At 63.2% G+C, this 18,355-nt stretch carries 16 protein-coding genes; all 16 read left to right on the forward strand.

The features are described from left to right. The first annotated feature begins 96 nt into the window (after window positions 1-96). The 16 genes from rsmH to HMI60_RS01240 all read left to right on the forward strand — a co-directional run bounded on the left by rsmH (window position 97) and on the right by HMI60_RS01240 (window position 18,258). Window positions 97-1,125, forward strand: a complete 1,029-nt coding sequence (gene rsmH, locus HMI60_RS01165; RefSeq protein WP_051088534.1) for a 16S rRNA (cytosine(1402)-N(4))-methyltransferase RsmH — start codon at window positions 97-99, stop codon at window positions 1,123-1,125. After that, complete coding sequence (locus HMI60_RS01170; RefSeq protein ID WP_039240731.1) at window positions 1,122-1,793, forward strand: hypothetical protein; 672 nt, start codon at window positions 1,122-1,124, stop codon at window positions 1,791-1,793. The genes rsmH and HMI60_RS01170 overlap by 4 nt, the downstream gene beginning before the upstream one ends. Window positions 1,794-1,835: 42 nt before the next feature. Next, a complete protein-coding gene (locus HMI60_RS01175) occupies window positions 1,836-3,632 on the forward strand; it encodes a penicillin-binding protein 2 (protein WP_018779288.1) in 1,797 nt (598 codons plus the stop codon). A 102-nt stretch (window positions 3,633-3,734) separates the two neighbouring features. Continuing rightward, a complete protein-coding gene (locus tag HMI60_RS01180) occupies window positions 3,735-5,378 on the forward strand; it encodes a UDP-N-acetylmuramoyl-L-alanyl-D-glutamate--2,6-diaminopimelate ligase (protein ID WP_193590397.1) in 1,644 nt (547 codons plus the stop codon). A gap of 6 nt (window positions 5,379-5,384) precedes the next feature. After that, window positions 5,385-6,875, forward strand: coding sequence for a UDP-N-acetylmuramoyl-tripeptide--D-alanyl-D-alanine ligase (murF, locus tag HMI60_RS01185; protein WP_039240734.1), 1,491 nt, complete (start codon window positions 5,385-5,387; stop codon window positions 6,873-6,875). Beyond that, window positions 6,872-7,981, forward strand: a complete 1,110-nt coding sequence (gene mraY, locus HMI60_RS01190; RefSeq protein ID WP_018779291.1) for a phospho-N-acetylmuramoyl-pentapeptide-transferase — start codon at window positions 6,872-6,874, stop codon at window positions 7,979-7,981. The genes murF and mraY overlap by 4 nt, the downstream gene beginning before the upstream one ends. After that, window positions 7,963-9,552 (forward strand): UDP-N-acetylmuramoyl-L-alanine--D-glutamate ligase, encoded by a 1,590-nt coding sequence (murD, locus tag HMI60_RS01195; protein WP_055977788.1) that lies wholly within the window; start codon window positions 7,963-7,965, stop codon window positions 9,550-9,552. Before mraY ends, murD begins: the two co-directional genes overlap by 19 nt. Window positions 9,553-9,554: 2 nt before the next feature. Then, window positions 9,555-10,856 (forward strand): putative lipid II flippase FtsW, encoded by a 1,302-nt coding sequence (gene ftsW, locus HMI60_RS01200; protein ID WP_018779293.1) that lies wholly within the window; start codon window positions 9,555-9,557, stop codon window positions 10,854-10,856. Window positions 10,857-10,862: 6 nt separating this feature from the next. Beyond that, window positions 10,863-11,978, forward strand: coding sequence for an undecaprenyldiphospho-muramoylpentapeptide beta-N-acetylglucosaminyltransferase (gene murG, locus HMI60_RS01205; protein ID WP_193590398.1), 1,116 nt, complete (start codon window positions 10,863-10,865; stop codon window positions 11,976-11,978). Next, window positions 11,975-13,345: a UDP-N-acetylmuramate--L-alanine ligase gene (gene murC, locus HMI60_RS01210; RefSeq protein WP_193590399.1), complete on the forward strand. Its 1,371-nt coding sequence runs from the start codon at window positions 11,975-11,977 to the stop codon at window positions 13,343-13,345. The genes murG and murC overlap by 4 nt, the downstream gene beginning before the upstream one ends. Then, window positions 13,338-14,321 (forward strand): FtsQ-type POTRA domain-containing protein, encoded by a 984-nt coding sequence (locus HMI60_RS01215; RefSeq protein ID WP_018779296.1) that lies wholly within the window; start codon window positions 13,338-13,340, stop codon window positions 14,319-14,321. The genes murC and HMI60_RS01215 overlap by 8 nt, the downstream gene beginning before the upstream one ends. 218 nt (window positions 14,322-14,539) lie before the next feature. Beyond that, on the forward strand, window positions 14,540-15,760 hold the full coding sequence (ftsZ, locus tag HMI60_RS01220; RefSeq protein WP_018779297.1) for a cell division protein FtsZ: 1,221 nt from the start codon (window positions 14,540-14,542) through the stop codon (window positions 15,758-15,760). Between the two features lie 25 nt (window positions 15,761-15,785). Continuing rightward, window positions 15,786-16,499, forward strand: a complete 714-nt coding sequence (locus HMI60_RS01225; protein ID WP_193590400.1) for a polyphenol oxidase family protein — start codon at window positions 15,786-15,788, stop codon at window positions 16,497-16,499. After that, window positions 16,492-17,241 (forward strand): YggS family pyridoxal phosphate-dependent enzyme, encoded by a 750-nt coding sequence (locus tag HMI60_RS01230; RefSeq protein ID WP_193590401.1) that lies wholly within the window; start codon window positions 16,492-16,494, stop codon window positions 17,239-17,241. Before HMI60_RS01225 ends, HMI60_RS01230 begins: the two co-directional genes overlap by 8 nt. Window positions 17,242-17,326: 85 nt before the next feature. Further along, window positions 17,327-17,863 (forward strand): cell division protein SepF, encoded by a 537-nt coding sequence (locus HMI60_RS01235; protein WP_018779300.1) that lies wholly within the window; start codon window positions 17,327-17,329, stop codon window positions 17,861-17,863. 107 nt (window positions 17,864-17,970) lie between these two features. Then, window positions 17,971-18,258 (forward strand): YggT family protein, encoded by a 288-nt coding sequence (locus tag HMI60_RS01240; RefSeq protein WP_018779301.1) that lies wholly within the window; start codon window positions 17,971-17,973, stop codon window positions 18,256-18,258. Window positions 18,259-18,355: the final 97 nt, after the last annotated feature.

Below are 18,355 nucleotides of genomic sequence, written 5' to 3' on the forward strand. Positions count from 1 at the left end.
CTCCAGCCGCCCATCGGACAGTCTTCCTGGCTCAACTTCCCCTGAGCCAGGCCGGCGGACGATAGGCGCGGATGGGGATCCGGTTCAAGAATCACCATGCACGTAACTGAGGAAAGAGGAGGCAGCGTGGAAGAGCAGGACGCGGCAAAGCCCACATCGGAGCGCCACGTGCCCGTCCTGAAAGACCGCTGCATCAACCTGCTCGCTCCCGGCTTCGAAGCTGCCAGGAGCAGGGGAGAGACTCCTGTTGCCATCGATGCGACTCTCGGCATGGGTGGGCACTCCGAAGCGATGCTGCAGCGCTTTCCCGATCTTCACCTCGTTGGCATTGACCGGGACGAAGAAGCACTTTCACTGGCCGGCGCCCGGCTGGAGCCCTTTTCGCAGCGCACTGACCTTGTTCACGCCGTCTATGACGAGATCGAGGACGTGCTGGCTGACCTCGGAATTCCGGAGGTCCACGGCATCCTGATGGACCTGGGAGTTTCCTCGCTGCAGTTGGACGAACGCGAACGTGGATTCGCCTACTCCTATGACGCTCCTCTGGACATGCGCATGGACACAAGCCGCGGGCAGACCGCCGCCGACGTCGTGAACACCTACAGCGAAGAAGATCTTGTCCGCATCATCCGCAAATGGGGCGAGGAGAAGTTCGCCGGACGGATTGCCAACAGGATCGTCAACGCGAGGGCGGAGAAGCCATTTGCCACCACGGGTGAGCTCGTGGAGCAGATTCGCAGCGTGGTTCCTGCCGCCGCAGCCAAAAGCGGGGGACACCCTGCCAAGCGGACCTTTCAGGCTTTGCGCATCGAGGTCAACGAGGAACTCGATGTCCTGGAACGCGCAGTTCCGGCCGCGGTGGCCGCCACGGCGTTGGGTGGCCGCGTGGTGGTGATGTCCTATCACTCGCTGGAAGACAAGATCGTGAAGTCCGTATTCCAGAAGGGCTCGAAATCCTCGGCGCCGCTCGGGTTCCCGGTGGAGCTTGAGGAACACAAAGCTGAATTGAAGACAATCACCAAAGGCACGGAAGTGCCTACAGCGGCAGAAATCGCAGAGAACCCGCGCGCGGCTTCTGCGCGGCTGAGGGCCGTCGAACGCATCAAATCGAGGAGAGACGCATGAGCAACGCCGCAGCGAGGACTTTGCCCTCCGTGGTGGGCAACACTGCCCGCGCGCTTCCAACACCGGCAGGGAAGCCGGATGTCGCCCGCCGGCCGCGCACGCCGCTCTCCGTTGTACGCAGTGCTCCCGGCAGGCGGAGGACCCCCTTCGTGGTTCTGTGCTTCGTGGCCATGGCAGCGGCGCTCCTGACGGTCCTGGTGCTGAACATCTCCGTGTCGACGGCGCAGTACCAGCTGGTGCAGCTCAAGGCGCAGGCCGCGACCCTTAACAAGGAAAACCAGGACCTGACACAGAAGAAGCAGAACTTCGAAGCTCCCCAGAATCTGGCCGCCAAGGCTACAGAATTGGGTATGGTTCCTTCCACGGTCAAAGGCCAGATCGACCTGAACACCATGACGGTGACCGGGAAGGCTACTCCCGCAGTCAAGGGCGACAACCCCGGGGCTGTTCTTGCTCCTCCGGCCGTCGGGGGCGTATTGGATGTTGTTCCCTCGGTGACCACCAAGGATCCGTTGGAGAACCTCAAGCCAGTCACCCCCGCGGCGCCGGCAGCGTCGGCCGCGCAGGCAACTGCGCCGGCAGCTCCGGCGTCCCCGGCAGCGAAACCGCCGGTGGATCTTCATGGAGGGTCGGTCCCGGCCCCCCAGCAGAAGACTCCCGGACAGTAGTCCACCCGTCCACTGAACCAAGGCCAGCAGCAAGGAATCAACGTGGCTCAGAACCCCGGCACATCGAATAAAACGAAGACGCCGGCGGCACGAAGGCGGCTGCGCGTTGGGCTCGGCATCATGCTGACCCTGCTGCTGGTGGTCGGGGGCAAGTTGTTCATGGTCCAGGGCCTGGACATGGGCGGGATGGCCGAGGCTGCCCTTGCCAAGCGCCTGACCCCCCAGGTCCTCCCTGCTGAGCGTGGGCAGATCCTGGACGCGAACGGCACTGTTCTGGCCAGCAGCGTCATCCGGTACAACATCGTCGTAGACCAGACCGTGAATACGAACACCGAGACGTTCCACCGCTACAACGAGAAAACGGAAAAGCTCGACGAAATCACGCGTGACCAGGGCATTGCTGATCTTGCGGCCTTGCTCGGGACCGACGTCGCCAAGGTCCGGGAGTCCCTGACGGGGGATAAGCGCTACTTTGTGGTCGCCAAGGACATCAAGCCTGAGCTGGAGGACCGGATTACCAAGCTCTACATCCCGGGACTCAAAGCTGAAGGCATCAGCAAACGCGTCTACCCGAATGGCAGTGTGGCCGGCGGGGTAGTGGGTTTCCTCAAGGACGGGACCACCGGCCAGGCGGGCATCGAGCAAACCCAGGACGAGATTCTCCGCGGTACTGAAGGCAAGCGCGTCTTCGAGATCGGTGCCGACGGCCTCCGTATTCCCGTGGCCACTGACGAACTCACACCCGCCGTCGACGGCAGTGACGTCAAACTGACCATCAATACCGACATCCAGTACTTCGCTCAACAGGCTATTCAGAGCCAGGTCAACAAAATGAATGCCGAGTGGGGTTCGATCGTCGTGATCGACACGAAGACCGGCAACCTCATCGCCCTGGCCGACACCAATGCCCCGGACCCGAACGACCCCGGCAAAGTCGACGCCAAGGACCGTGGCGTGCGTTCGGTGACTGCCGCCTACGAGCCCGGCTCCGTCCAGAAGATGATCACCGCTGCGGCGGCAATCGAGGAGGGCAAGTCCTTCCCGCTGGACCACTTCACCATTCCGCCCGCATACACCATTGACGGGCAGACCTTCACGGACGCTTTCGAGCACGGCACCGAAGAACGCACACTCGCCGGCATCCTGGGCTGGTCCATGAACACCGGCACCGTGATGGTCGGGAGCCGCCTGAGCAAAGAGCAGCGGTATGACTGGCTGAAGAAGTTCGGCATCGGAGAGCAGACGGACATCGGGCTGCCGGCCGAAGCGACGGGCATCCTCGCCACGCCAGACCAATGGGATGAACGCCAGCAGTACACGGTGCTCTTCGGACAGGGCGTGTCGCAGTCGACGCTGCAGACGGTCCGGGCCTTCCAGAGCATCGCCAACAACGGCGTGATGCTCCAACCCCGGCTGATAGACGGTTACATCGGCCCCGACGGCCAGGAGCAGAAGGCCCCTGCCAAGGATCCGCGCCAAGTGGTCTCGAAGGAGACCGCCCAACAGGTCAGGGACATCCTGGAGAGCGCAGTGACCGAGGGACAGATCAAGGACGCCGCCATCGACGGCTACCGTGTCGGCGCCAAGACCGGTACATCCCAGGCCCCCCGTGAGGACGGACTGCCGGGCTTCGATGGCTACACTGCCTCGATGGTTGGCATGGCCCCCATGGATGACCCCCGGTTCATCGTGGAAGTGGTCTTGCAGCGCCCCAAGGGAAACATCTATGGAGTCACCAACGGCCCGGTGTTCCGGTCAGTGATGGCACAGGTCCTGAGGACCTACAACGTGGCCCCATCCACCGGGACTCCCGCGCGGCTGCCCCAGTTCGTCAAGTAAGCTTCTTGGGCGTCTGTTTCGGCCACCATTCGATCCACCACTAACGGCCCGGGCGCCGCTGGCCCCCGGCCGGTCGTTCCACGAGCACCAACGGAGAACCACGTGTCAGAGCACAAAGAGGCAGCTTCCAATACCGCGACGCCGGATGCCGGACGGTCAGCTTTCCGTCCCGCATCCGTTGCTGCGGTGCCCCTGGCGGCCATAGCGGGAGCGCTGGGAGTAACGGCCCCTGACGGCAGCCAGGACCTTGGCGTCACCGGCATCACGCTCAATTCCCGTGCCGTTGAACCGGGCGACCTCTACATGGCCCTGCCGGGCGCCACGCGCCATGGTGCCGATTTCGTACCCCAAGCCGTGGAGGCCGGTGCCGTCGCAGTGGTTACGGACGACGCCGGTGCACGCCAGCTTGCGCTGGCAACCGAGCAGCCCGTCCCTGTCCTCATCATTGCGGAGCCGCGGGCCGCCGTCGGGCCTTTGTCCGCGCTGATCTATCGCAGCCAACCGGAGGATGCGGCCTTCCCGTCGCTTTTCGGCGTCACGGGGACCAATGGCAAGACCACCACCACTTACTTCATCAACTCGCTGCTGCGTGCCTTGGGCAAGCAGCCTGGCCTGATCGGGACCATCGAGATAGTGGCCGGGGGAGAACCCATCCCGAGCCTCCTGACCACCCCGGAGTCCCCGGATGTCCACGCACTGCTCGCATTGATGCGGGAGCGGGGCCTGGACGCGGCGTCCATGGAGGTTTCATCGCACGCGATCTCCTACCGCCGGGTGGACTCTGTCATGTTCGACGTCGCTGGATTCACCAACCTCACCCAGGATCATCTGGACCTCCACGGCAGCATGGAGGAGTACTTCCACACCAAGGCCGAACTCTTCACCGCCGGACGCGCACGCCAGGCTGTTGTCACGGTCGACGACGAATGGGGTTGCAAGCTTGCCGGCCTGGCGGACATTCCGGTCACCACACTTTCAGCGGCTTCTTCCAGTGGCGCCCCGGACGCTGACTGGCACGTCGCGTCCATCAACCCGCGCGGGTTGGGTTCGGAATTCGAACTGCACCACACGGACGGCCGGACCTTGCGGGTCCACACCGGCTTGCCGGGCGACTTCAACGTGGCAAACGCGGCGTTGGCTACCGTCATGGTCCTGGCGTCCGGGGTGAATGAATCCGAGCTCCAGGACGCCTTGGATGCCCACGATCCTTTTACGGTTGCTGTTCCCGGGCGCATGCAGCTCGTCTCCACGGAGCCCGCCGCCGTTGTTGATTTTGCCCACAATCCCGATGCCCTGGCCCGTGCACTGATGGCGGTCCGGTCACCGGAGGAAGAGTCGCGCGTCATCGTGGTTTTTGGCGCCACAGGACAACGTGACCAAGGCAAAAGGCCTACCATGGGCGCAATCGCGGCCCGTCTGGCCGACGTCGTGATTATCAGCGATGACGACCCCCACGATGAGGATGCCGCCGCCATCCGCGCTGAGGTGCTGGCGGGCGCCTTTGCTGCGCGGGAGGGAGAGAACCTGGGCAGCGAGATCATCGAGTCCTACCCGAGGGATGCTGCCATCCGCCTCGCCGTTGACCTGGCGACGGCGAAGGACACCATCCTCATCGCAGGACGCGGCCACGAGGTGTGGCAGGAAGTACAAGGCGTAAACCTCGCCCTGGACGACAGGGTCGAGTTGCGGGCCGCCTTGACATCCAAGGGATTCAGCGTTTCATCCGACCAGCGGATAGAGTCCTAAACCGAGATGATTGCACTTACTGCGGCGGAGATCGCCGACATCACCCATGGCCGTTTGACCGGAGATCCGGGCATCGTGCCCTCCTCTGTGGTTACTGACTCACGGGAGGCGACGCCCGGCTCGTTGTACGTGGCCAAACCCGGCGAGCACGCCGATGGCCACGACTTCGTCGACGCCGCGTTTGAGCGTGGCGCCGTTCTGGTCCTCGCCGAACGTGAGGTGACCGATGCCCACGGCAGCCCATATCCCGCCGTCGTGGTCGATGACGCTGTCCTGGCCATGGGCGCCCTGGCGGCTGAAGCGGTCCGGCGCATCCGGGCCGACCGCGAACAGCGCGGCGAGCAGTTCACGGTCATTGGAATCACCGGCTCAGCCGGCAAGACCACCACCAAGGATCTCCTTGCCGGCGTGTTGTCGACGGCAGGCGCCACTGTGGCGCCACAGGGTTCGTACAACGGCGAGGTGGGTGTTCCGCTCACGGTTTTTGCCGCTGACACCGATACGCGCTTCCTTGTCATCGAGATGGGTGCCACCGGCCTGGGCCACATCAAGTACCTCGCGGAGATGGTCAAGCCGGACATCGGTGTAGTCCTGGTAGTCGGGACCGCCCATGCCGGCGAATTCGGCGGTGTGGAGAACATCGCCAAAACCAAGGGTGAACTGGTCGAAGCCCTTAGCGAAAACGGCACTGCGGTCATCAACCTCGACGACGGCCGCGTAGCTGCCATGCGCGCCCGCACCAAGGCCAAGGTCCTGGGGTTCACGGCCTCGCCCGCTACGACCGAAGAGGTGGAAGCCCGCAACGTCGTGGTCAACGACCAGGGCTTCCCCGACTTCGACCTCATACTTCCCGACGGCGGTCCTTCTGTTCCGGTGCGGAGCCGCCTGATCGGTGGCCACCACATGACCAACCTGCTCGCAGCTGCGTCAGCGGCTTTTGCGGCCGGGATCCCAGCCGTCGACATCGCCTCGTCACTCAGCTCCCAGTCGGCAGCCAGCCGTTGGCGCATGGAGCGAACAGAACGTGAAGACGGCGTGACCATCATCAACGATGCCTACAACGCGAACCCGGAATCCATGCGCGCTGCTCTGCGCACTCTTGCAGACCTTGGACAAGGCAGGAGGACCTGGGCTGTCCTTGGCGCCATGCTCGAGCTGGGCGAAGACTCCATCCGCGAACACACTGCGGTTGGCACTCAGGTGGTCCGGCTGAACATCTCCAGGCTGGTGGTGGTGGGACGCGAAGCCCGCGCCCTCTACGTCTCTGCCATCCAGGAAGGCTCCTGGGGGGATGAATGTTCCTTCACCGAGACTGTGGAGGAAGCATACGAACTCCTGCAGAACGAACTCAGACCAGGCGACCTCGTGTTGTTCAAGTCCTCCAATGGTGTGGGGCTCAGGCACTTGGGGGATCGGATAGCATTACCTCCACGGGCCGAGCCCACCGGAGAAAGCGCGGCTGAAGCTGCCGCAAGCGAAGGGAACGAGCAGCTGTGATTGCACTTTTGATCGGCGCCGGCGTCGCCCTTCTGGTGGCCTTGATAGGCACACCCCTCTTCATCAGGTTCCTGGTAGCCAAGAGCTACGGGCAGTTCATCCGCGATGACGGCCCCACTTCGCACCACACCAAGCGCGGCACCCCCACCATGGGCGGGACCGTCGTGGTGGCGGCTGTGCTCATCAGCTACTTTGTGACGCACCTGATCATGTGGATGATGAACCCGCGGTCCGCCGGGCCATCGGCGTCAGGTCTTCTTCTGCTGTTCCTCATGGTCGGCATGGGCTTCGTGGGATTCCTGGATGACTACATCAAGATCTCGAACAAACGCAGCCTGGGCCTGAACGCCCGAGCCAAACTCATCCTCCAGGCAGCCGTTGGCATCATCTTCGCCGTGCTGGTCCTGCAGTTCCCGAATGAGGACGGGCTCCGTCCGGCCTCGACGCAGATCTCGCTGGTACGGGATATTCCCTGGCTGGATCTCGCCTTCGGCGGGACAGTACTGGGCGCCATCCTGTTCATTGTCTGGTCCAACCTGATCATCACGGCAGCAACCAATGGCGTGAACCTGACAGACGGCCTGGACGGGCTGGCCGCCGGAGCATCCATCATGGTCTTCGGCGCCTACACCATCATGGGTATCTGGCAGAACAACCAAGCATGCGGTTCACCCAAGGAAGCAGGCAGCGGTTGCTACCAGGTCCGCGACCCCATGGATCTGGCCTTGCTCGCGGCCATCCTCAGCGCAGCCCTGGTCGGGTTCCTCTGGTGGAATACGTCACCGGCCAAGATCTTCATGGGCGACACCGGCTCGCTGGCCATCGGCGGAGCTGTGGCAGCATTTGCCATCCTTTCCCGGACTGAGCTGCTGTTGGCTTTCATCGGCGGCCTGTTCGTGCTCATCACCCTGTCGGTCATCATCCAAGTGGGCTTCTTCAAGCTCTCAGGCGGTAAACGTGTGTTCAAAATGGCCCCGCTCCAGCACCACTTCGAACTGAAGGGCTGGGCCGAGGTCACCGTGGTGGTCCGCTTCTGGATCCTCGCCGGGCTGTTCGTGGCCGCAGGCCTGGGAATTTTCTACGCTGAATGGGTGGTGCTGCTGTGAACGAGGCCCCTGGAACCATGTCTTCTTCATCCGACCGGCTCAAGGAGCTGACCAGCTGGGATTCCAACTGGAGCGGGCTGCGGGTCGTGGTGACGGGTATCGGCCTGTCCGGCTTTTCCGCTGCCGACACCCTGATTGAGCTCGGAGCCAAGGTAATAGTGGTGGACGCCGCAACCACCGACAAAGCCAAAGCTCAGGCAGACACCCTGAAAATTGTCGGCGCCGTTGACGTCCTGCTGGGGGAGGACGCTGTCAGCACCCTCCCGCTGATTGAGGACAGCCTGCCCGACCTCGTGGTAACTTCTCCCGGCTGGCGGCCGGATCAGGCCCTGCTGGCGGCGGCCAAGCGCAAGCACATCGCCGTGTGGGGCGACGTCGAATTGGCGTGGCGTCTCCGGGTCCGTGAAGGGCGCAAGACCACCGACTGGCTAACCATCACCGGCACCAACGGCAAAACCACCACGGTGGGGATGACCGAGTCAATGCTGCAGGCTGCCGGCTTGAAGGCTATCGCGGTCGGCAATGTTGGAACGCCGATCCTGGACGCCCTGCGGGACCCGGTGGACTATGACGTCTTCGCTGTGGAACTGTCCAGCTTCCAACTGCATTGGAGCCACTCGCTCTCACCGGTGGCAAGTGTGTGCCTCAATGTCGCCGAGGACCATGTGGACTGGCACGGTTCCTATGCGTCCTACCTCGCGGACAAGGCCAAGGTGTACGAGAACACCCAAAAGGCAGCGATCTACAACGCCGAGCAAATCGAAACCGAGCGCATGGTCGAGAATGCGGATGTTGTGGAGGGTTGCCGGGCCATCGGTTTTACCACCAACACGCCTGCCATCAGCATGCTGGGCGTCGTGGACGGTCTGCTGGTGGACCGCGCTTTCATCGCCGAACGCAAGGATTCGGCAGCGGAACTGGCCGCCATGACAGATCTTGGCCCGGTGGCCCCGCGCCACATGGTAGCGAACGCGCTGGCCGCCGCGGCATTGGTCCGGGCCTACGGTGTGGAACCCTCGGCTGTGAAGCAGGGACTGGTCAACTACCTCCCCGGCGCGCATCGGATTCAGCTGGTGGCCAAGCACAACGACATCCTGTGGATCAACGACTCGAAGGCGACGAATCCGCATGCGGCATCGGCGGCACTCTCGGCCTTCCAGAACGTGGTGTGGATTGCCGGCGGCCTGTCCAAGGGCGTCAACTACGACGAGCTGGTCAAGGAACATGCACGGCGGCTCAAGACCGTGGTGCTCATCGGAACCGACACCGCCTCGCTGGAGGCCTCCCTCCAGCGACACGCGCCGGATGTCCCGGTGATAGCCCAGGCCAAGGGTGACACTGAGAGTGTGCAGACCGCAGCCGGTAACGCCGCTTCGCCAATTTTCGGCGAGACCATCATGGCCCAGGCCGTGGCGTCCGCAGCCGGAGTGGCAACCTCGGGCGATACCGTCCTCATGGCACCAGCGGCTGCATCCATGGATCAGTTCTCTTCCTACGCTCACCGTGGCGACGCATTCGTCCAGGCAGTTCGCGAGCTTGTGGAAGGGCAGGCACAGACCACCGAGGAGTAACAATGGTCAGCACGCCCACCCGCACCCGCGGCAAAGAGCCACGGGACGGGAAGAACAAGGCCACGCCCCCGGCCGCCAGGCAGCCCAAAGGGTTACGCCGGCACTGGCGCAGCTTCTGGGAGAGCCTAGAGGGCAAAAGCAAGGCGCCCAACAGCTCCACTTATTACCTCATTCTCGGTTGTGCCCTGGCGTTGACGGCCATTGGCATCATGATGGTGTTGTCCGCTTCCAGCGTCGAAGCCATCTCGGAGGGAAAGTCCCCCTACGCGGATGCGTTGAAGCAGGCCGTGTTCGGCGTCGTCGGCCTGGTCGCCATGTACGTCATTTCACGAACCAACGTGAACTGGATGAAGAAACTTTCCTGGTGGGCTCTTGGCGCCGTCGTGGTCCTCCTGGCCTTGGTCCAGGTCATGGGCAACAGCGTCAACGGAAACAAGAACTGGATCGACATCGGCGGTGTCACACTCCAGCCTTCGGAGATGTCCAAGCTGGTCCTTTGTGTCTGGATTGCCGCCGTGCTTGCCCGGAAACAAAAGCTCCTTAACCGATGGATGCACGTGATCATCCCGGTTGTGCCGGGTGCCGGACTGGTCATCGGTTTGGTGATGCTCGGTAATGACCTCGGAACAGTCATTGTCATTGCAGCCATCGCCGCCGCAGGGCTCTACTTCGCCGGCGTTCCGGGGCGCATGCTCGGCATCGCCGGCGCCGTGGGTATCGTCGGGGCTGTGCTGGCCACCGTCAGCAGCTCCAACCGGATCTGCCGCATCACGTCATGGCTCGGAACGGCGTCCGCGACGTGCACCGAACAGTTCGACTTCGATTTCCAGTCAACGAACGGCATGTACGGCCTGGCCCAGGGTAGCTGGACAGGCCTGGGCCTTGGCCAGAGCCGGCAGAAGTACAACTGGCTTCCGGAAGCCCACAACGACTTCATCTTCGCCATCATCGGTGAGGAGCTCGGCCTTGTGGGAACCATTGTGGTCCTGGTGCTGTTTGCCATCCTGGGCATTGCGATTTTCCGGGTCGTGGTCCGCCAGACGGACCCGTTCCAACGGACCCTTGCCGGCGGCATCATGGTGTGGCTCCTGGGCCAGGCGAGCATGAACATGGCGGTGGTAACGCAGTTGCTGCCAGTGGTGGGAGTGCCTTTGCCGTTCATCTCATATGGCGGTTCGGCGCTGATCATGTCCCTGTGCGGTGTGGGCGTAGTGTTGTCCTTGGCCCGCGGCCAGCTGCCACCCCAGCAACGTCCACGATTCCTGCCGCGCCGCTCACCCAAACCCGCACGAAAGCGTACCTAGCACTTCATGACTTCTGATTCCCACGCGACCAAGCCTTTGTCCGTCGTCCTCGCAGGCGGCGGAACTGCCGGGCACATCAGCCCTTTGCTCGCCATTGCTGATGCCATCAGGGAAAAGCGTCCGGAGGCGTCCATCCTGACTGTTGGCACGCCGTCGGGAATGGAAACCAGGCTCATCCCGGCGGCCGGTTACGAGCTCGCCACCATTGACCGTGTCCCGTTCCCCCGACGGCCTTCCGTTGATCTGCTCAAGCTTCCGGGCCGCCTGGGCGGGGCAGTCAAGCAAGCCCGTCGGATCCTGGAGAACGCACGGGCCGACGTCCTGGTGGGTGTGGGCGGCTACGTCTGCACCCCCATGTACCTTGCAGCACGGAAGCTCGGCATCCCGATCGTGGTCCACGAAGCCAACATGAAGGCAGGGCTGGCCAACCGGGTCGGCGCCCGGTTCAGCAACCACGTCGCCGTGGCTTTTGCCGGTACCCGCCTGAGGGGCGCCCGCCATGTAGGCATGCCCATGCGGCGTGCCATCTCCACTCTCGACCGGAGCGCAGCGGGTCCGGCTGCCAAAGCCATGCTCGGCCTCGATCCGGACCGGCCGGCCCTGATCGTGACCGGAGGCTCTTCCGGAGCGCTCAGCATCAACCGTGCCATCGCCGCAGCTTTGCCTGCCTTCGGGGCTGCAGGGGTCCAGACGCTCCACATCACAGGTGTTGGCAAAGCCGTCAAGAACGACGACGGCGGCCTGCTGGCCGGTGAAGGCTACCGGCAGGTTGAGTACGTGGACGGGATGGAGAACGTCTACGCTGCTGCTGACGTCCTGCTGGCCCGCGCGGGAGCCGGAACGGTCAGCGAAGTGGCAGCAGTCGGCGTGCCGGCGGTCTTTGTGCCGTTGCCGATCGGAAACGGGGAGCAGGCCCTGAACGCGGCTCCCTTGGTGGAAGCCGGCGGTGCGTTGTTGATCGCGGACCAGGACCTTGACCCGCAGTGGCTGGAACGCGAGCTCATTCCCCTGCTCTCGGACCGCGAACGACTGAACGACATGGCCCGGAAATCCGAGGCCCTTGGTATTAGAAACGCCGATCAGCGCATGGCTGATCTCGTCCTGGAAGCGGTATCCGCATGACCACCAGCATCGCACCCCTTGAGACCCTCGGCCGGGTCCACTTCATTGGTATCGGCGGTGTCGGCATGTCCGCCGTTGCACGCATCATGGTTGCCCGTGGAGTTACCGTAAGCGGCAGCGACGCCAAGGATCTGCCGGTCATGCAGGATCTGGCTGCTGCCGGAGCACGCATCGCCGTCGGGTACGACGCGGCAAACCTGGGTGACGCACAGACCATCGTCGCTGGATCAGCCATCCGGGCCGACAATCCTGAACTCGTGGCGGCACGAAGTGCCGGGCTGCCTGTCCTGCACCGCTCAGAAGGCCTGGCGGCCACCATGGCGGGACACCGGGTGGTCACCGTAGCCGGTACGCACGGGAAATCCACCACAACGTCCATGGTTGCAGTCCTGCTCAAGGAGGCCGGCCTGGACCCGTCCTTCGCCATTGGGGCGAACGTTCCCGCGCTTGGGGTCAATGCAGCGCATGGCTCCTCGGATATTTTCGTGGCCGAGGCGGACGAATCAGACGGCTCATTCCTGAACTACCAGCCGCTCATCTCCGTCGTGACGAATGTCGAAGCGGACCATTTGGACCACTACGGCACACCCGAAGCTGTCTTTGCTTCCTTCGACGCGTTCGCAGCGCTGCTGCCCGCCGACGGCGTACTGCTGGCGTGCGCCGACGACCCTGGAGCGCTGGCACTCGCCGAACGAACAGCGGCCAAGGAAAGCACCCGGGTCTTGACGTACGGAACGTCACCCGACGCCGACATCAGGCTCCACGATGGTGGACCCGGAGAAGTGTCGGTGGGTCTTGGCAACGACATTCACCGCCTCGAACTCCAGGTACCCGGACGCCACAACGCGCTTAACGCAGCGGCTGCCTTCGCTGTCGCGCTTGAACTGGGGGTGGCACCTGCGGCTGCCGCGGCAGCGCTGGGACACTTCACTGGAGCCTCGCGCCGGTTCGAGCTGAAGGGGCAGGGGAGGAGCGTGCGGGTCTACGACGACTACGCTCACCACCCCACGGAAGTCCGTGCCGCCCTGTCTGCTGCCCGTTCGGTAGCCGGCGGCCACAAAGTCCACGTTCTCTTCCAGCCGCACCTCTTCTCGCGCACGCGGGAATTCGCCGGGGAGTTTGCCTCGGCACTCGGGGCGGCAGATACAGCGCTGGTCCTGGATATTTATCCGGCGCGCGAGGACCCGATTCCCGGCGTGACCAGTTCGCTGATCTCCGACCGGCTGTCGAATGGGCGCATTGTGACCGGGGCCGAGGCCGTGGACGCCATTGCGGCGGTTGCAACGGAGGGCGACGTGGTGATCACGGTGGGGGCCGGGGACGTTACAGCCTATGGTCCCGCCATTGTGGAGGCGTTGGGTGGCTAGCACCCGGAAGCCCACTTTCAAGCCGGCTGCCCGCCAACCGGAACCTGCGGCGGGCCGTTCGGCCAAGCCCGGGGGCCGTGACTCCGGCGCCATCATCAGTGCGCAACGGGATCTTGAACCTGACGTGAAACCGGCAGATAAAGCCGGCCGCAAGTTGCCTGAGAAGACTGCTGACAAAGCCCCCGGAAAACCTGCCGGGAAGTCCGGCGGGAAGGCAGGCGCGACGGCAACCAAGTCTGCTGCGTCATCCGGGGACAACATCATTGCGTTCCCCGAACCCAAGCGCAGGCGCCAACGCCGCATCGTGTGGTGGACGGTTTCCGTGGTGACCGCATTTATTGCCGTGCTTATTGCCGGGGCCATCTTCTCGCCGGTATTGGCAGTACGGACCATCACGGTTGACGGCACCACCCTGCTGACGCCCGACGCCGTGCAGAAGGCGTTGTCCGGCCTCGAGGGCAAGCCGCTGCCGCAGGTCACTGAGCAGGACATCAATGAGCTGCTCAAACCCCTGGTCCAGGTCCGATCGGCAACGATGGAGGCCCGGCCGCCGTCGGGGCTGTTGGTGCACATCAATGAGCGTGTTCCGGTGGCGCTGTTGAAGCAGGGCGATTCCTACATCATGGTTGACGTTGATGGGGTCCAGTTAGGTGCGACGCAGGATCCCTCTGCCGTGGCACTGCCGTTGATCGATGCTGGTGCCGGATCGACCAATACGGAATTGTTCAAGGCGATCGCCGCGGTCCTGGATACCTTGCCTGCGGATGTTCGGGCCCGGATGTCGACGGCGTCTGCGGCTTCGGTCGACGCCGTGGAACTCAAACTCGTGGACGGAAAGACTGTAGTGTGGGGCAATGCCGAGGACAGGGAGCTGAAGGCGAAGGCACTTGAGGCACTGCTCAAGATGCCTGCCGATCCGAAGGTTCCCGTCAGCGTCTATGACGTCAGTGTTCCACGGCATCCATTCACCAAATAGGCAGCTTTGCCGATGTAAATCCACTGCCGCCGGTAGCCCTTAATTTGCGACATTCCCACGACACGCGCAAGCGGTCATTGCATGTGCGAACCATAGGAAATACCGTCGCAGTAGAGTTACTTGACATAACTATAACCTTCAACTAGAGGGTTAAGGTCCAAGGATTCAAGTTGGACTCGATCAGTTTCGCTATAGGACACAAGCAAGGGGCACGAAACGTGGCAGCACCGCAGAATTACCTGGCCGTCATCAAGGTCGTCGGCATCGGCGGCGGTGGCGTGAACGCAGTCAACCGCATGATCGAGGTCGGCCTTCGGGGAGTCGAGTTCATCGCCATCAATACTGACGCGCAGGCGCTGCTCATGAGCGACGCCGATGTCAAGCTTGACGTCGGCCGCGAGCTGACGCGCGGCCTTGGCGCCGGCGCAAACCCTGAGGTCGGCAAGCAGGCCGCCGAGGACCACGCTGATGAGATCGAAGAAGTTCTCCGCGGCGCTGACATGGTCTTCGTAACCGCCGGCGAGGGCGGTGGCACCGGAACCGGTGGCGCCCCCGTTGTTGCACGCATCGCCCGCTCCCTGGGCGCGCTGACCATTGGTGTGGTCACCCGTCCGTTCACGTTCGAGGGCCGTCGCCGTGCAGGTTCTGCCGAGGCCGGAATCGACGCCCTCCGCGATGAAGTCGACACTTTGATCGTGATCCCCAACGATCGCCTCCTGTCCATCAGCGACCGCAATGTCTCTGTCCTTGACGCCTTCCGTTCCGCGGACCAGGTGCTCCTCTCAGGTGTCCAGGGCATCACGGACCTCATCACCACCCCCGGCCTCATCAACCTGGACTTCGCCGACGTCAAGTCGGTCATGCAGGGTGCCGGCTCGGCCCTGATGGGCATTGGCTCGGCCCGCGGCGAGGACCGCGCGGTCAAGGCAGCGGAACTTGCCATTGCCTCGCCGCTCCTGGAGGCTTCCATCGATGGTGCGCATGGTGTTCTGCTCTCCATCCAGGGTGGCTCGGACCTCGGCCTCTTCGAAATCAACGAGGCAGCACGCCTTGTCCAGGAAGTTGCCCACCCTGAGGCCAACATCATCTTCGGTGCTGTTATCGACGACGCCCTTGGCGACGAAGCACGCGTAACTGTCATCGCTGCAGGCTTTGACGACGTCAAGGCCACTTCGCCCTCCATGGATCAGTCCCGTCCGGCCCAGAACCCCGTACCGGCCGACCGCCCTGCTGCGCCGTCCAGCGCGCCGTCGAACGCTGCGGCTCCGCAGCACGCAACGGCTGGCATCGGCGCCGCCGGCTTGAGCAACTGGGGCCAGCAGCGTCCTGCCGCGTTGCCCGCGGACTCAGGCTTCGACGTCGACCTCCCCGCAGTGGTGGAGCCCGATCTTTCGGGCAGCCGCTCGGACGATCTCGATGTTCCTGACTTCCTGAAGTAAGCCCCGTTCGGAGAAGAAGTACTTGGTGTTTTTGTGGCGCGATGAGGTCCGGCCCGGCGTCTCCGTAGCATTCACTGACACGGGCGCCGGGAACCTGGCCCTCCACGTGGGGGACAATCCCGGCGACGTGCAGCTCCGCCGTACCGGGGTGGAGCAGTCGGCAGGGTTGGGCTCCAAGCGATTCCAATTCATGGACCAAGTGCATGGAAACCATGTGGAGTTCATCGCTTCGCACGGTTCCGGGCCCACCGCCGATGCCATGGTGTCTGCGGCCGTACTGCCCAACGGTGCGCCCCAACCGTTGGCAGTCATGGTCGCCGATTGCGTACCGGTGGTTCTGGTAGGGATCGACTCCGGAGATCGCCCCGTTATCGCCGTGGCCCACGCCGGTCGCCCGGGTGTTGCCGCCGGAATCGTTTCTTCCACGGTGGCCGAAATGCGGCACCGGGGTGCACTGGATATCCAGGCATGGGTGGGTCCCTCAATTTGCGGAAACTGCTATGAGGTCCCGGAGCAGTTGCGGTCCGAGGTTGCGGAAAAGGTTCCTGCGACGTGGTCTTCCACGTCGTGGGGAACTCCTTCCCTGGACCTGCCTGCGGGTGTCCGGACCCAGTTGGACGCTGCCGGCGTTGCCGTGGAGTACCTGGGGGAGTGCACGTTGGAGAGCGACTCGCTGTTTTCATACCGGCGGGACTCCCGTACCGGTCGATTCGCAGGATTGGTGTGGACGCATGACTAGCCCAGGCAACGGCGACGCCCCGCGGCACGGTGACGCGCGTTCTGCGGAACTTGCGGAGCGTCTCGATGCTGTAAGTCACCGGATCAAGGCCGCTACTGTTGCCGCCGCCCGCTCCGACACTCCCCGGCTGATCGTCGTGACCAAGTTCCATCCCGCGGACGATGTCCGCAGGTTGGCCGCCCTCGGGATCACCGATGTTGGAGAAAATCGCGACCAGGAGGCCGCCGCAAAGGCTGCCGGGCTTACTGAACTGGACATCCGCTGGCATTTCATCGGCCAGCTTCAAAGCAACAAGGCCAAATCCGTGGCCAAATATGCGTCTTCGGTCCAATCGATCGACAGGCCCCAACTCGTTGATGCCCTGGCAAAGGCTGTCGCCCGTGAGCAGGACGCCACGGGCAGGGCAGACCTTGATTGCTTCATCCAGGTCAGCTTGGAGAACGACGCCGGTACCCACCGGGGCGGTGCCGCTCCGGCAATGGTCGGGGACCTCGCCGCCCAGATCGAGTCGGCGGCCGGCCTGCGTTTGTGCGGGCTCATGGCGGTTGCGCCACTCGGCGCGGACCCCGAAGAAGCGTTCGCGAACCTGGCCGGCATTTCTGCCGCACTGCGTGCCGACCATCCGTCCGCGATGGCGATTTCCGCCGGCATGAGCCAGGACCTGGAGGCCGCTGTGAAGTTCGGGGCGACACACCTGAGAATTGGCTCCGATATTCTCGGTTCACGTCCGGCCGTGGGGTAGCGTCAAAGTATTGGAATGACGGGCCGGGGTTCCAATATGTCAAGTCATGGCGGCCCGCCTACTGCAGAAATGATAGGAGTGCACCATGGCTGGCGCTCTGCGCAAGACAATGATCTATCTTGGGCTCGCCGACGGCGATGAACACTACGAATCTGAGCAGTCCGTCGCCGCGCACCACGACGAAGAACGCCCCCAGACACAGGATCGGGAAGAGCGACGCGCGCCCGCTCCCGTCCGGGAAGTTGTCCGTGAAATGCCCCCTGTTGAGGTCGAAGAGGAATACCGCGCACCCGTGACACCAATTAAGCGTGCGGCGTCCAGCCGCGAAGATGCCTCTGGCTTGAGGCAGATCACCACCGTTCATCCCCGCTCCTACAACGATGCCAAGGTCATCGGTGAAAGTTTCAGGGATGGCATTCCGGTCATCATGAACGTCACCGACATGGGTGAAGCGGACGCCAAGCGCCTGGTGGACTTCTCCGCCGGCCTGGTCTTCGGCCTGCACGGCAGTATCGAGCGGGTTACCAACAAGGTCTTCCTGTTGTCGCCGTCGTACGTTGAAGTCATCGGAGATGACAAGAAGGCCAGCGAAACGCAGGCCAGCTTCTTCAATCAGAGCTGACAACAGTCTTTTCGCGGATGCCAGGCGGGTCAACCTGCCTGGCATCTGTGTTGCAATAGTAGGGACCGATCCGCATTCCGGAACAAGTGGGAGATCTGAGCTAACTCGTGGGCATTGTTTTCGGCCTTATCCATATTGTGTTGTTTCTGTTCTTCATCACCCTGATCATCCGCCTGGTCTTTGAATGGGTGCAGATGTTTGCGCGCCAGTGGCGCCCCAGGGGTGTGGCGTTGGTTACAGCACATGTGGTCTACTCCGTCACGGATCCTCCCCTGGGAAGGCTTCGTCGACTGATACCGCCATTGCAGCTGGGTGGAATATCCCTGGATTTGGGCTTCCTGATCCTGATCATTGCCGTGAGCATCGCCATGGCAGTGACCTTCAGCCTGGCCTGATTGCCCGCGGAACCTGGACCACCGATGGTTCACAGGCCGCAAATTCTCCAAATCAACACGATGGTGTTGAATTGGAGGAACAAGATGTTATTTAGGT

Source organism: Paenarthrobacter sp. YJN-D (assembly GCF_015040335.1).
GTDB lineage: Bacteria > Actinomycetota > Actinomycetes > Actinomycetales > Micrococcaceae > Arthrobacter > Arthrobacter nicotinovorans.